This window comes from Pseudoalteromonas sp. (assembly GCF_036960685.1).
Taxonomy (GTDB): domain Bacteria; phylum Pseudomonadota; class Gammaproteobacteria; order Enterobacterales; family Alteromonadaceae; genus Pseudoalteromonas.
Window position 1 is genome coordinate 284,218 of record NZ_JBALXK010000001.1, and the last position, 13,595, is coordinate 297,812.

The window sequence follows — 13,595 nt, forward strand, 5'->3', positions numbered from 1 at the left end:
TATTAATTAGGCTGATTTAGTATTTGTAGGCATCAGGGATTGGTAGGGTTTTATCCAATTTTGTTGGCCGTTTACCGCGGCCTTTTTGAAAACGCTTAAGCTGAAATACATAAGCAAGTACTTGCGCAACAGCTGTGAATAGTTGATCTGGAATTTGATCACCCACCTCAGCGGTATGATACAGTGCCCGCGTCAACATCGGGGATTCCACAATCGGTACTTCGTTACCAAGGGCTATTTTTCTAATTTGCATCGCCATTTCGTCTACACCTTTGGCAACCACAATCGGTGCCCCAGCGCGTTCAGTATCATATTTTAATGCCACTGAGTAATGAGTTGGGTTGGTTACCACCACATCGGCATCCGGTACATCTTGCATCATTCTTCGCTGCGACATTTGTCTTTGCGTTTGTCTGATACGGGCTTTAATTTGTGGATCACCTTCAGAGTTTTTATATTCGTCTTTCACTTCCTGCAGAGTCATTTTTAACTCTTTGTGGTGTTTATGGCTTTGATATGGCGCATCGATGGCGGCAATAATAGTTAAAGTACAGGTTAATCCTAAAAACATCCACGCTAGAATCTCTAAGGCATGAATAATATTACCCGGCGCGCTTTCAATACTTAAGTGAAGGATTTCATCAAAAAAGGTGCTGATCAAAAAAACGGCAAACCCAGCCACCACCGCAAACTTTAAAATCGACTTAACCAGCTCAACACCTGCTTGTGGGCCAAACATCCGTTTAATGCCTTTAGCCGGCGACATTTTGCTGGCTTTTGGCGCAGCAGCTTGCCAACTAAAATTAAAGCCACCAAGTAAAGTGTTACCTATAATTCCTGCTAAAACGATAATAAATACAAACATCGCCATCGGAAATACCAGCGCATCTGCAACAGCGCCCCAGACTGAAAACATCTTGGTAGTATCGTACGTTTCGTTACGGTTAAGGCTCAGTGTTCTGCCCATTATGTTATACAAACCTTTACCAATTTCAGGCCCGTACAACAACAAGGAGATAGCCGAAAAAATAAGCACAAACATAGTGCCCAGCTCTTTTGATCGCGCTATCTGGCCTTTCTTTTTCGACTCTTCTATTTTTTTCCCGGTGGGTTCTTCGGTTTTTTCTTGACCAGAATCTTCAGCCATCACTCTCTCCTAAGGGGAACAACCAACTAAAGTACACATTAACTCAACCATTTTTAGCCATTGAAATTCAAATTGAGTAACAAAGTTCCCGAGCGTCGCCCATATAATTACCAGCCCTGCCACTAAGGTAAACGGAAAACCGATAGAAAAAATATTTAACTGCGGTGCAGCTCGAGTCATTACACCAAACGACATATTAATCACTAACATAGCGGTCAAAGGCGCCAATGCTAACACCAGTGCCGTAGTAAACATCCAGCCACCCCACGTCACTATGTCCCAATAGTGATCCACCGCCCACCAATTACCATCAATCGGCAAAACGTCAAAGCTGTGCACTACCATTTGAATCATCATTAAATGACCATTAAAGACAAAAAATAACAGCGTTGCTAAAATCAAGTAGAACTGTCCCACTGCGGGCACGCTCATACCATTGGAGGGGTCAACAATTGAAGCAAAACCTAAGCCGGTTTGCATTGCAAGAATTTGCCCCGCTAACACAAACGTATTTAGCATTAGTAATGATGCAAAACCAATTGCGACGCCTATTAGCATTTGTTGAATGACCACTAAAATCATTTCAAAGGAGAATAAGTTATTAAAGGTGGCAGGTGGTAACACAGGCACCACTAAGAAGGTAATCACCACGGCCAGTCCCGTTTTTATCCGCGTGGGCACAGTTTTAGCGCCTATCCCTGCCATCACCATGATCATCGAACTAATACGCACTAACGGCAGTAAAAAATCACTCAGCCACTGGATGATGACCGAAAAAGGGAACTCCATATTAGCCTGCGATCTCTGGAATAAGGATAATTAGCCGCGTAAAAAAGTCCATCAGCTCTTGGGTTAACCAATGACCGCCAACAATTAGCGCACTAATAGTAATTAATAAACGCGGTAAAAAACTGAGCGTTTGTTCGTTAATTGAAGTTGCGGCTTGAAACACCGCTACCACTAAGCCGACCAATAAACCAGGTACAACAATCGCAGAGACTAACTTAATCACTAAGAATAAGGCGTCACTGAGTATATCAACAAAAATTTCAGGTTCCATGCTGTGCTCCTAGCCGTGCTTTACACAGGGTTGTATTGCCATGTCAGGTACCCAAACCAAAGCTTTTAGCTAAAGTACCCATGACTAAACTCCACCCATCGACAAGTACAAACAGCATAATTTTAAATGGTAAGGATACGATCATCGGCGATAGCATCATCATACCCATTGCCATTAATACCGACGCGACGACTAAATCGACGATCAAAAATGGAATAAAGAACATAAAACCGATAATAAACGCGGTTTGCAATTCACTGGTCACAAAAGCAGGAATAAGTACAATTAATGGTGTCGCTTCAGGAGAATCCAGTTGATCATAACCGGCAATTTTAGCGAACGTTTCTAAGTCTTTAATACGTACCTGTGAGAGCATAAATGCCTTCATTGGCTCTTTGGCAAGCTCTAGCGCTTGAATTGATGTGACCTGTTCATTCAAGTACGGTTCAATTGCTTGCTCATTCACTTTTTGATACACAGGCGCCATGATAAAAATACTCAAAAATAATGACATACCTAAAAGTATTTGATTCGACGGCGTTTGTTGTAAGCCGATGGCTTGACGTAAAATTGCCAAGACCACAATGATCCGTGTAAATGAGGTCATCATGATCACCGCCGCAGGTATAAAACTCAGCGCGGTCATAATGGCGAGTACTTGCAGCGTTACTGAGTAATCTTGTGAGCCATCAGGATTGGTAGTAATACTCAATGCTTCAATACCTTCGGCGTTAACTGACGGTATGAAAATCAGTGCAAAAAATAGTAGCAGCCACTTAATCATATTATTAGTTCTTTTTAGTGTGGTTAGTTTGTGGATTTAAAAGCTTACCAAAACGCTCTGCCAGAGCGGGTAACTCTTTCTCGCTCAACGGAGTTTCTAATTTATGCAAGTAGTTAATACTGTGTGGTGTCACGCCAAGTAAGTGCTGACAATTATCAATTTCGATAACCATCAATCGCTCTCGTGTACTTAACGGTAAACTACGAACCACTTTAAACTCATCCGAATTGGCTAAATTAGGGTTTAGCTTTTTAACCAAAAATGCCAGTACTACAATCAGTACTAGCACCATGATTAAAGACATCGACATTGACAATAAGTCGCCCATCGGTGTGCCACTAGGCAGCGCTGCGCCGGCTGCGGTCGATAAAAATAGCCAACTGCTCATCGCAATTTTTTGATCCGTTCAACTTGGCTGATCACGTCAGTGAGACGAATACCAAATTTATCATTGACCACAACCACTTCACCATGCGCTATAAGCGTCCCATTTACCAGTACATCCAATGGTTCACCTGCCACGCGGTCAAGCTCTACCACTGAGCCTTGATTCAGTTGCAATAAGTTACGAATATTGATTTTTGAACGCCCGACTTCCATAGAAATCGTGACCGGAATATCTAAAATTGTATCGAGTTTGCGCTTTTCTTCGCCACTCATTTCATGTTTAGTATCACTTAATTCATCAAGCTCAGTTACTTTGGCGCCGTCAGAGCTATCCGTACCTTCAGCTTCTGCCAATGCTGCAGCCCATTCGTCCATTGTATCTTGGTCATCACTCATACTATTAAACCTTTTTATTCTCTTACCAGTCTAAATCCACACCTTCCGACAGGTGTAAATCATCTTCTAGTTCTGCTAATTCCGCATCTGAATCAAGTTTTTTGCCGCCTTTGGTAAAGACATGCAGTTCTGATTTAACCGATTCAGGACGTTTAATTTTTTCACTGATTTGCAGAGCAACATTATCGCGAGAGCGACCCATTTTGGCTCTAAATGTTGGTAATTCTTCAACAAATACCGTGATGTGCTCTGGCATTTCAACAGGGATAATATCCCCTGCTTTTAATTCCATGATTTGCGCTAAGCTTAAATCAACTTCAAGTAATTGTGTTGATATTTCAACTTCCACATCCATAATTTCATCACGTAGCGCCTTACTCCAACGTAAATCGGTGTCTTCTGTATCAGATTGCACACCTGCATCGAGCAATTCACGAATAGGCTCAAGCATTGAATAAGGCAAGGCAATATGAAAATCACCGCCACCGCCATCAAGTTCAATATGAAATGAGCTGATCACCACCACTTCTGTTGGGCTAACAATATTCGCCATCGCTGGGTTTACTTCTGAATCAAGGTATTCAAAAGACACGTCCATTACCGGTGCCCACGCTTCTTTGTAATCTTCAAAGATTATTTTTAGTAGCATTTGCACAATACGTCGTTCGGTAGGCGTAAATTCGCGGCCTTCTATTTTGGCATGATAGCGACCATCGCCACCAAAAAAGTTATCAACCAAAATAAACACTAAACGTGCTTCCATGGTGATCAGGCCAGTGCCTTTAAGTGGACGAAACCTCACCATGTTAAGGCTGGTAGGAACAAATAAAGTGTGGATGTATTCACCAAACTTTATCATTTGTACGCCATTGATAGAAACTTCAGCAGTACGACGCATCATATTGAACAAGCTGATGCGCATATGCCTTGCAAAGCGTTCGTTAACAATCTCCAAAGTCGGCATGCGGCCACGAACAATACGATCTTGTGATGAAAAGTCGTATTGCAGCGTACTACCGCCATCATCACCGTCTTGTAAATCCTCCTCTTCGACTTCATCAACGCCATGTAAGAGAGCATCGATTTCATCTTGGGATAATAAATCGCTCACGCTGACCCCTTATTGCATCACAAAGCCGGTAAACAACACCCGCTCGATTACTTTACTACCTTCTACATCGGTAAGCGCAGTTTGTACTTTATCAAGCGCTGCCACTCGTAGTGTTTCTTTTCCCTCACTGGTGCCGAGTTCATCGGCGGTGGTGGTTGAAAATACGCCAAGCAAGGTACCTTCTATCAGTGGTATATGCTTTTTAGCAATTTCTTCATTGACATCACCGCGTACCAACAATTGCACTTTAATTTGCACGATACGATCACGACTGGCGCCTGGGACATTAAATATAAAAGGTCGTGGCATAGCAACATACAAAGCACTGCCGACTTTTGCACCATCGCCACTGTTGGCAGCGGGTTCGGCTGACGCTACTGATTCATCGGCAAGTGTTTCTGGAGCAGCATCAGAGCCTGACATTAAGAAATACCCGACTGCACCACCTATTACTAAAACGGCCGCAACAATAATGATGATCAACTTCTTTTTACTTTTGCTACCGTCTTCAATTTCTAAATTTGCTTCTTCAGCCATGCCAATTTCCTTTACGCCTTGATAATAGTGATATTACGAGTGTCACTACACACCATCAAGTTATTTATTTTTATAGTCTTATAATAGCAGGTGTTAGGCATAGTAATCTATTGATGATGAAGATTGTTGCCCAGTTGTAGCTGATGGCTGCTGAGTTACGCTATCCTGCGGTTCATTTTGTTGCTGATTTGCCAGTTGACCTTGGCTATTTTGTTGGCCATCGTCACCGTGTCCAGCCTGACTATTACCTTGGTGAATACTACTTTCACCTAATTCAATACCTTGTTGTGCAAGTAATTCACGTAAGCGGGGTAATGATTGCTCTAGCGCTTCTTTGGCTTGTTGATTTTGCACAACAAAATTAATATGTGCTTGCTCGGCATCGCTACGAATACGAATTTGCATACTGCCCATTTCTGGTGGGTCTAGACGTATTTCAGCTTCTTTATTGTTGATACTTAATAAAGCACTTACTCGTTCTTGTAATAACTTCGCCGCGTCACTTTTTACAATATTCAACGCTTGTAATACCGTAGGATCAAGATTTACTTGTTTCGTGACTGATGTAGGGCTTGCTTGTTGAACATGCATAATTTGCATGTCAGCTAGAGCTTGCTGATAACTTTTCTCTCGAGCTTCAGAAACCGCCGTTGCGCTAAGTGTACTTGCAAGCCCAGTAATTTGACCAAACAACTGATTGACACGAGTAGTTGCGCTTTCACGTAATTGACTTTGCTCTGCTTTCGTATTGTCAGTGAACGTATCGGCTTTTAGTTCATTCTCTTGCATTGCCTGCTTCGTCAATTGCGCTTCACTCGCTACCTTTTGCCCTGCTGGTTGTTTATTATCAGGCTGCGCATCTTGCGAAACGTTTGATTTATTAACCACGGCAACTAAATCTTGAGGTTTCACTGCATTATCTATGCTTGCTAAGGTATTGCCTGTCATCACAGGCATGCTTTGAGGCTTGCCATCCATTGATTTTACACTGGTATTGGTTTGCGCAAGTTCATCAATCACAGTATTGATCTTCGCTAATAACGCGCCTTTGGGCTGCTCAGTGGCTATAAAATCTTGTAATTTCTGACTAAGCGCTTGTTTTTGATCCGTGCTTAATAACGACAGCTGTTTACTTAACTGAGCGACATCTGCTGGGGTTGTAAGCACAGTAGCTGCAGGCTTAGTTGCAGCTTGGCTATTTAATGTAAGAAATTCTGTTAGCGTTTGTTTTAAATAAGCCACATTAGTGTCACTTATACCTTGCTCACGGATAGCATTTACCTGTGTTTGCAACTGTTGACGTTGCTCTGTAGTTAAGCTAACTAATAATGGATCTGCATTTTTTTGTTCTGCAGATTGTGCGCTCAACAATAACTTGGTGGTTTGATCTAACGTTGCGTTATCCGATGTTGCAGGCTGCTCTGTGCCCTGCTCCGCTGCGCTGGCTAATTGAGGATTAACTGGCTTTGTATTACCGGCCTCATCCTTCGTTATAGCAGCTTTAATAGCTGCAGCAGCCTCTGTTAACGCTGCGCTGGTGCCCGGCTTTACTTTTTCACCATGTGCGTCAACTTGTTTCGCTGATGCTGTGTCTGATAGCTCAGTAGATTGCTGAGCCTGCGCTTTATTCAGCGCCATATCTTTTGCTGCCTGAATTTCTCTATCGGATAACCTGCCTTTTACCAATTGCACGTCATCAATAATAGGTGTCACGGCATCACCAGGGTCAGTATTGTTTTTCAGTTGCAATTGTTTATCGATAGCTTCTGCAACGACGGTTTTTTCTGTTAACAGCGTTGACTTTAATTGCTTATCAACTGGCTCATCAGTCTCTAGTGGCGTATCAATAATAGGGGTAACTTTATCAATAGGACGCGGTGTTTTTAAGTCAATAAGTGTATCAGGATCAACTGCTTCTTCTTGATAACTAGCAAAGCCTGTTGCGAGTGCAGAATTGTTAGCAGAGGTACTCTTGACGCTGGTATCCATATTATTAGCCGCACTGATCTGTGCGAGCATATCATCACCGGAAATAACATCGTCAGAAACAGTATCGTCATTTTCAATGTCGTTATCGATTGCCGTTTTTTCAGTTTTTTCCTGCGCTTCAACTAACTCATTCGCTGCCGCGTTAATACTGCTAGGCTCTTTTGCAAGGGGTTCAACACGATCATGTGCTGTTTGTAGTTGACTAAAAAAATCACCACCTTGAGTGCTTTCAGCATCTGTTGCTGCACTTCCTTTAGCGCTGTCTTTTTTGCTTAACTGAACATCCTTATCAGTTGAGATAAACACTGAAAGATCACTAATAGCCATAACTCACCTAGATTAAAAGTGGCAACTTGCCGCCGCAGTTTGCCAGAATAAATGCTTCATATATTAAATAAGCAAGTAATATGCCTAAGCTGATTAGAATATGTAAATAATCCAATTAAGCGCAATGAATTATAAACTGCGCCGTCTTTGGTAGAATTGATTTGCTGAGAATTCATCCAACATTTTTTGCTCATTTTTTTGCGCTATCACATTCGCTTTAAGCTGTTGTTTCTCTATTAATTTTGCGACTGCTTTGGCTTTTATCTGCTGTTTTAGCCATAAGCTTTGTCGTTGCGAAACAACTTGTTTCGCGGTACTCACGGTATTACCTTGTTGACGAATTGCTTCTTCAATTTTGGCTATAAAAGCGTGATATTGGCTAAAGCCAGCACTACTTAATCCAGACTGTCCTTTTAGATGTAATTGCTGAGTATACTCCAGCCTAAAGTTATTTAATCCTTGCAGCTTTTGTTGATTAACTTGCAAGTTTTGCTGCGCTTGCAGAAAGTTCATCCGTAACGACTCTTCTTTCTCGTTTTCTATTTTTAGCAATAAATCGAGCTTATTATTCGCCATTACGCTTGTCCTAGTAATTGAGCAAGTCCTTGCAAGCCGTCGTCATAACTGATCACATCTTTCATGCCTTGTTGTAAAAAGGCATTCACTCTTGGCATCATATTAATCGCCTGATCAAGCATTTGGTCGGTGCCTTTTTGATAAGCCCCTAAGGTGATCATGTCTTTATTTTGTTGGAACATTGAGTACACTTGTTTTAACACCCGAGCTTGCTGCATGTGAGGCTCTGAAACAACCTGCGGCATTACCCGTGATATCGATTTTTCAATATCAATGGCTGGGTAATGACCACTATCTGCAAGCTCTCGCGATAACACAATATGGCCATCTAAAATGGCTCGTGCAGCGTCGGCTATTGGGTCTTGCATATCATCACCTTCACTCAGCACAGTAAAAAATGCCGTAATAGATCCTTGCCCTTCACCGCCATTACCGGCTCGCTCCACCAGCGCAGGTAACTTGGCAAAGACCGAAGGCGGGTAGCCCTTTGTTGCTGGAGGCTCACCGACTGCTAGCGCTATTTCACGTTGTGCCATGGCATAACGCGTTACCGAATCTAGTAATAATAGAACATTTAAACCTTGGTCCCGAAAATATTCAGCAATAGTGACTGCACTTTCACAGCCTTTTAAACGCATCAAAGGAGAAGCATCTGCAGGTGCTGCTACCACCACTGAGCGTTTACGCCCTTCCACACCGAGTATTTCTTCAATGAATTCTTTTACTTCGCGGCCACGTTCACCCACTAGACCAACCACGATAACATCAGCTTCTGAGCCGCGCGTCATCATGCCCAGTAATACCGATTTACCTACACCGGAACCTGCAAATAGCCCCATGCGCTGACCCTGCCCTACGGTGATAACTGAATTGATTGCGCGTACGCCAACATCCATTGGCTGGGTGATTGGACGTCGTGATAACGGGTTAATAGTGTTTTGCGCAAATTTTAAATAATGCTCAGCCTTGATTGCTCCAAGACCATCAAGTGGACGCCCGAGCCCATCAACAACGCGGCCAAGTAAACACATACCAACAGGTAGCCCTGTGTCATTTACTTGTGGGATCACCCGTGCCCCAGGCAATACACCTGAAATATGATCGTTGGGCATTAAATACAGTGTTTGATCGTTAAAGCCGACAATTTCAGCATCAACAAAACCATGCATCGTCTCAATTTTGCATTGGCTACCCACAGGTGCCCGTAACCCTTTCGCTTCTAAAGTTAACCCTACAACACGGGTTAAAATTCCTGCAACGGCGGGTTTTTGGCTATGAATATGCTGTTGATACTGTTGTAAGCGTTCACTTAATGGACGAGGTTGAGAGCTCATTGCAAACCAAAAATAGCGTTAGATACCACTACTATGCAAAAAACTATCCAATGTTTCTTTGACGCGGGTTTTAATGGTCATATCAATAGATGACTGTGGGGTTTTAACTTGGCAACCACCACGCTCTAACGTAGGCTCTGGTACCAATTGCCAATGATTATCTGCCAAAGCCGCTTCACCATAACTGCTTTTTACCAGCTCAATATCGTCAGGGTGCAAATGGATACGCACACTTTGCTGCTCATTGGCTAATACATCAATACATTGCTTTAAGCTTTGTAGCACAATTTCTGGAGATGTTTTGATTTCTTGATAAACAAGTGCTTCGGTTAGCATAACAGTTAACTGAACTAGCTGTTTTTCAGCCTCATCATCTACTTTTTCAAGTGGTGCTGACAAGCTATCCAACAGGCTTTTTAAGCTTGTGAGTTGCTCTTCTATTAGTGGCTTTACATCTTCTTGACCTTGCGTTTTACCAAGTTCAACGCCTTCTTTGTAGCCAGCTTCTTTGCCTTCACCGACACCTTTTTCAAAGCCATCAATGTAACCTTGTTCATGGCCTTGCTTCAAACCCTCTTCATAAGCATCTTGACGAATACCTTCCAGTTCAGCCATGGTTAGTGATGGCAGTTCTGGCTCTTCAGACTCCACATCTGCTGCGCTTTGTTCAAGCTCTTTACGATATAAATCCGCCAGAGGCGTGCCAAACGCGGTTGAGCGCCCCGCAAGTTTTCGGGTGTCTTGCGTAACATCAGGGATTGGCCAGTTTTCTAATAACTCATCAACCGCTTCGCTTGCGTGCAAAGGACGGCCTTGGTATTTAGTAGGTTTTGTCATGGTTTACAAGAACTCCTCACCGCCACCGCCGCCAAGCATAATTTCACCTGAGTCAGCTAAACGGCGCGCTGTCGATAGGATTTCTTTTTGTGCAGCTTCTACTTCACTAATTCGCACCGGTGCCATAGCTTCTAGATCATCGGCTAGCATATCTGCGGCACGTTTGGACATATTGCTGAGAATTTTCTCTTTTAATGCATCGTCAGTACCTTTGATTGCTTTCATCAACACATCTTGCTGTACTTCACGCAAGATCGCTTGAATGCCACGATCATCTACATCCATTAAGTTTTCAAATACAAACATCAGATCTTGGATTTGTTGCGACATTTCTTCATCATGCTCGCGGATTGAATCCATTAACTGACCCTCAATATTAGTATCGAGGTAGTTCATGATGTCTGCGGCTGCTTTTAAGCCGCCCATTTTCGCAGCTTGCGCACCAGCTTGTCCGGCGAATTGTTTTTCCATGATTTCGTTCAACTCTTGCAAGGCAGCAGGTTGTACTTCTTCAAGGTTAGCGATACGCATAGTTAAATCTAAGCGCACTTTTTCAGGAAATTGCGCCAAAATTTCAGCAGATTGCTCCGGCTCTAAGTACGATAAAACAATAGTTTGAATTTGTGGATGCTCGTTGCGAATAATATTGGCAACTTGTTTTGAATCCATCCATTTTAGTGAATCTAGGCCTTTAGCCCCAGATCCCATTACAATTTGGTCAATTAAACTCGCCGCTTTATCTTCACCAAGTGCTGCGGTTAATGCTTTTTTGATAAAGTCTTCCGATTGGAAACCTATCGTACTAAAGCTTTGTATTTGCTCTATAAACAAGTTATGTACAGCGCTTATTTTGGCTTGCGATAGATCATCTATCGCCGCCATTGCCATACCTACCTTTTGCACTTGTTTTGGCTCAAGGTGTTTTAGTATTTGCGCTGCATCTTCTTCAGATAAGCTAAGCAGTAAGATTGCCGCTTTATCTACACCGTCTAATTTATCAACATCAAACGCTGCTGGCAGTTGTTTTTGTTCTTGATCAGTCATCTTCAGTTAACCACGCTTTCACAACTTGTGAGGAGAGTTCCGGTTCATTCGCTACTAAGGCGCGAACTGCTTTCAATAAGTCTTCATCGCCATGTAGGTCTGGTAACTGTAGTGTACCATCACTTGAGAAGCCAACCGAAGCAGAATCAAAATCTTTATTTAGCATATCTAAGGTGTTATCACCAATATCAACACCAGAGCTAAGTGCATCATCATCATACTCTTCAAGGGTATCATCTGGGTAAATTAGGCGTTTCAGCATAGGTTTAACCACCGCCATTATCAATACAATGATAACCAACGCACCAAGCACCAAACGAACCACTTTCATAAACCAATTTTGTTCCCAAAGCGGCACTTCAATTGCTAAGTCCATTGGCTCACGCACAAACGGCACGGTTACAACTTCAAGCGCATCACCACGTTGTAAGTCAAAGCCAACCCCACCTTGTAATAAACGACGGATATTTGACAAGGCTTCAACAGAGCGAGGAACCATAGTGGTTTCACCATTTTCACCCGCACTTGCAATGTAATCAACTGCGACTGAGACACTGATACGACGTATAACTCCACTTTGCTGACGCTTATGCGAAATAGTAGTATCAAGTTCATAATTTCGCGTTGCTTCTTTATGACTTCGACTTGGCGACGAACCAGAACCTGCGCCACCTTGGCCTGCCACTTCTGGGATATTTGAAGCTGCTGGCGGCTGATTAGTCAGTGCACCTGGAATACCGATAGCTAAACCACCGATGTTGTTTTCTTCAAAGGTCGTTTCACTGCGTACCGCCGGTAAATCAGGGTTGAAACGTTTTTGTGTTTCTTCAATTGCACTAAAGTCCATACTTAAATCAACTTGTGCGGTGTAATTACCCAAGCCAAGTACAGGTATGAGGATACTGTCTATTTTCTCTAAGTATTCTTGTTCACGCTTACGTTCAACTTCGTACTCTTTACGTGAGCGTGAGGCCAATGAACTTTGTGAACCTGAGTTTAGCAGGCGGCCGTTTTGATCTGTTACCGTCACGCGTGCAGGCTCTAAACCTTGCACTGCAGAGCCGATGATATCTACAATCGCATCCACTTCTTCACTATCAAGTGTACGGCCACGCTTTAAGGTTAACACCACCGTTGCTGATGGCTTCTTCTCGCGACGAGCAAATACATTTTCTTTTGGAATAGCTAGCAATACTTTTGCACGTGTCACATTCTGTAATTCTTCAATGGTACGAGCAAGCTGTTGCTCACGACCATGCTTTAAGCGTTCACGCTCCAAGCGCTGGCTTACACCAAAACCCATGTCTTGCATAATAATGTCAGTGCCTGAGCTTGGCGCTTGCTCAATGCCTTCGCGGGTCATTAGCAATTTAATGTTTTGATATTCGCTTTCAGCAACAGACACCACGTTACCATCAAGCTGATATTCTATTTTTTGTGCATCTAAAAAATCGAGCGTTTGAATAAGCTCTTCTGTCGGCATTTTTCCAAGTGGTCGCATATCAGGCTGACGAGCCCAAATAATCACGAAGATGGCAATGGCTAAACAAATCGCTAAGGCCACGATTAGGGTAACCTGGCGCAATACATCAACGCCGTTTAACGCACTTAAATAGCCTGACTTTTGTTCTTGTTGATCGTCGTTATCACTTTGGTCGATACCACCACCGGCTAAAGCAAGATCGGTTGATTGATTAGATTGCGCCACAATAATTCTCCACTACCTAGTTAAACAGGCATGTTCATGATTTCTTTATAGGCTTCGACAAGTTTGTTACGAACTTGCACTGTAGCCTCAAAAGCCACCGACGATTTTTGCGATGCGATCATCGCATCAGCTAGTGATACATTGCGGTCACCCATTTCTACCGCAGTGACTTTTTGCTTCGCATTTGCTTGCAGGTCATTGACAGTATTGAGTGCATTACTGAGTAAATCACCAAATTGTGCGCTTGACGTTGGCTGAGCCTGTGTTGGTAAGTTATTGACTTGATTGCTACGGCCAGCTTCGAGAGCCATAGATTGCATTTCTTGAAATAATGCGCTGTTTTGAATTTTCATAATTG

15 protein-coding genes are annotated in these 13,595 nt (G+C 42.9%); all 15 read right to left on the bottom strand.

Annotation, left to right across the window (positions count from 1 at the left end):
* Positions 1 to 16: 16 nt before the first annotated feature.
* Positions 17 to 1,147 (bottom strand): flagellar biosynthesis protein FlhB, encoded by a 1,131-nt coding sequence (gene flhB / locus V7783_RS01350; RefSeq protein ID WP_335677196.1) that lies wholly within the window; start codon positions 1,145 to 1,147, stop codon positions 17 to 19.
* 9 nt (positions 1,148 to 1,156) lie between these two features.
* Positions 1,157 to 1,936, bottom strand: coding sequence for a flagellar biosynthetic protein FliR (gene fliR, locus V7783_RS01355; RefSeq protein ID WP_335677197.1), 780 nt, complete (start codon positions 1,934 to 1,936; stop codon positions 1,157 to 1,159).
* Between the two features lies 1 nt (position 1,937).
* Positions 1,938 to 2,207 (bottom strand): flagellar biosynthesis protein FliQ, encoded by a 270-nt coding sequence (gene fliQ / locus V7783_RS01360; RefSeq protein WP_304179359.1) that lies wholly within the window; start codon positions 2,205 to 2,207, stop codon positions 1,938 to 1,940.
* A 43-nt stretch (positions 2,208 to 2,250) separates the two neighbouring features.
* Entirely contained in the window at positions 2,251 to 2,991 is a 741-nt protein-coding gene (fliP, locus tag V7783_RS01365) for a flagellar type III secretion system pore protein FliP (RefSeq protein WP_304179362.1), read from the bottom strand.
* A gap of 4 nt (positions 2,992 to 2,995) precedes the next feature.
* Entirely contained in the window at positions 2,996 to 3,379 is a 384-nt protein-coding gene (gene fliO / locus V7783_RS01370; RefSeq protein WP_335677198.1) for a flagellar biosynthetic protein FliO, read from the bottom strand.
* The gene (gene fliN, locus V7783_RS01375; protein ID WP_335677199.1) at positions 3,376 to 3,774 is read right to left on the bottom strand and encodes a flagellar motor switch protein FliN; all 399 of its coding nucleotides are present in this window, start codon (positions 3,772 to 3,774) and stop codon (positions 3,376 to 3,378) included. Before fliN ends, fliO begins: the two co-directional genes overlap by 4 nt.
* 22 nt (positions 3,775 to 3,796) lie before the next feature.
* Positions 3,797 to 4,885 carry a flagellar motor switch protein FliM gene (fliM, locus tag V7783_RS01380; protein ID WP_064666539.1) on the bottom strand — a complete coding sequence of 363 codons (1,089 nt, stop codon included), beginning with the start codon at positions 4,883 to 4,885 and terminating at the stop codon, positions 3,797 to 3,799.
* Positions 4,886 to 4,894: 9 nt separating this feature from the next.
* Positions 4,895 to 5,422 carry a flagellar basal body-associated protein FliL gene (fliL, locus tag V7783_RS01385; RefSeq protein ID WP_335677200.1) on the bottom strand — a complete coding sequence of 176 codons (528 nt, stop codon included), beginning with the start codon at positions 5,420 to 5,422 and terminating at the stop codon, positions 4,895 to 4,897.
* Between the two features lie 93 nt (positions 5,423 to 5,515).
* A complete protein-coding gene (locus V7783_RS01390) occupies positions 5,516 to 7,738 on the bottom strand; it encodes a flagellar hook-length control protein FliK (protein ID WP_335677201.1) in 2,223 nt (740 codons plus the stop codon).
* A gap of 129 nt (positions 7,739 to 7,867) precedes the next feature.
* The gene (fliJ, locus tag V7783_RS01395) at positions 7,868 to 8,314 is read right to left on the bottom strand and encodes a flagellar export protein FliJ (protein ID WP_335677202.1); all 447 of its coding nucleotides are present in this window, start codon (positions 8,312 to 8,314) and stop codon (positions 7,868 to 7,870) included.
* Positions 8,314 to 9,648, bottom strand: a complete 1,335-nt coding sequence (fliI, locus tag V7783_RS01400; protein ID WP_335677203.1) for a flagellar protein export ATPase FliI — start codon at positions 9,646 to 9,648, stop codon at positions 8,314 to 8,316. Before fliI ends, fliJ begins: the two co-directional genes overlap by 1 nt.
* Before the next feature lie 18 nt (positions 9,649 to 9,666).
* Positions 9,667 to 10,485 carry a flagellar assembly protein FliH gene (fliH, locus tag V7783_RS01405; protein ID WP_335677204.1) on the bottom strand — a complete coding sequence of 273 codons (819 nt, stop codon included), beginning with the start codon at positions 10,483 to 10,485 and terminating at the stop codon, positions 9,667 to 9,669.
* 3 nt (positions 10,486 to 10,488) lie between these two features.
* Entirely contained in the window at positions 10,489 to 11,529 is a 1,041-nt protein-coding gene (gene fliG, locus V7783_RS01410) for a flagellar motor switch protein FliG (protein ID WP_335677205.1), read from the bottom strand.
* Positions 11,522 to 13,237: a flagellar basal-body MS-ring/collar protein FliF gene (gene fliF / locus V7783_RS01415; protein WP_335677206.1), complete on the bottom strand. Its 1,716-nt coding sequence runs from the start codon at positions 13,235 to 13,237 to the stop codon at positions 11,522 to 11,524. The genes fliG and fliF overlap by 8 nt, the downstream gene beginning before the upstream one ends.
* Positions 13,238 to 13,257: 20 nt before the next feature.
* The gene (gene fliE, locus V7783_RS01420; protein WP_335677207.1) at positions 13,258 to 13,590 is read right to left on the bottom strand and encodes a flagellar hook-basal body complex protein FliE; all 333 of its coding nucleotides are present in this window, start codon (positions 13,588 to 13,590) and stop codon (positions 13,258 to 13,260) included.
* Positions 13,591 to 13,595 lie beyond the last annotated feature (5 nt).

What these genes read in the sequence shown, in the direction of transcription:
- fliG (WP_335677205.1), bottom strand. Translation starts at nt 11,529, where the DNA reads ATGACTGATCAAGAACAAAAACAACTGCCAGCAGCGTTTGATGTTGAT.
- fliJ (WP_335677202.1), bottom strand. Translation starts at nt 8,314, where the DNA reads ATGGCGAATAATAAGCTCGATTTATTGCTAAAAATAGAAAACGAGAAA.
- fliI (WP_335677203.1), bottom strand. Translation starts at nt 9,648, where the DNA reads ATGAGCTCTCAACCTCGTCCATTAAGTGAACGCTTACAACAGTATCAA.
- fliR (WP_335677197.1), bottom strand. Translation starts at nt 1,936, where the DNA reads ATGGAGTTCCCTTTTTCGGTCATCATCCAGTGGCTGAGTGATTTTTTA.
- fliO (WP_335677198.1), bottom strand. Translation starts at nt 3,379, where the DNA reads ATGAGCAGTTGGCTATTTTTATCGACCGCAGCCGGCGCAGCGCTGCCT.
- fliL (WP_335677200.1), bottom strand. Translation starts at nt 5,422, where the DNA reads ATGGCTGAAGAAGCAAATTTAGAAATTGAAGACGGTAGCAAAAGTAAA.
- fliN (WP_335677199.1), bottom strand. Translation starts at nt 3,774, where the DNA reads ATGAGTGATGACCAAGATACAATGGACGAATGGGCTGCAGCATTGGCA.
- fliH (WP_335677204.1), bottom strand. Translation starts at nt 10,485, where the DNA reads ATGACAAAACCTACTAAATACCAAGGCCGTCCTTTGCACGCAAGCGAA.
- V7783_RS01390 (WP_335677201.1), bottom strand. Translation starts at nt 7,738, where the DNA reads ATGGCTATTAGTGATCTTTCAGTGTTTATCTCAACTGATAAGGATGTT.
- fliP (WP_304179362.1), bottom strand. Translation starts at nt 2,991, where the DNA reads ATGATTAAGTGGCTGCTACTATTTTTTGCACTGATTTTCATACCGTCA.
- fliQ (WP_304179359.1), bottom strand. Translation starts at nt 2,207, where the DNA reads ATGGAACCTGAAATTTTTGTTGATATACTCAGTGACGCCTTATTCTTA.
- fliE (WP_335677207.1), bottom strand. Translation starts at nt 13,590, where the DNA reads ATGAAAATTCAAAACAGCGCATTATTTCAAGAAATGCAATCTATGGCT.
- flhB (WP_335677196.1), bottom strand. Translation starts at nt 1,147, where the DNA reads ATGGCTGAAGATTCTGGTCAAGAAAAAACCGAAGAACCCACCGGGAAA.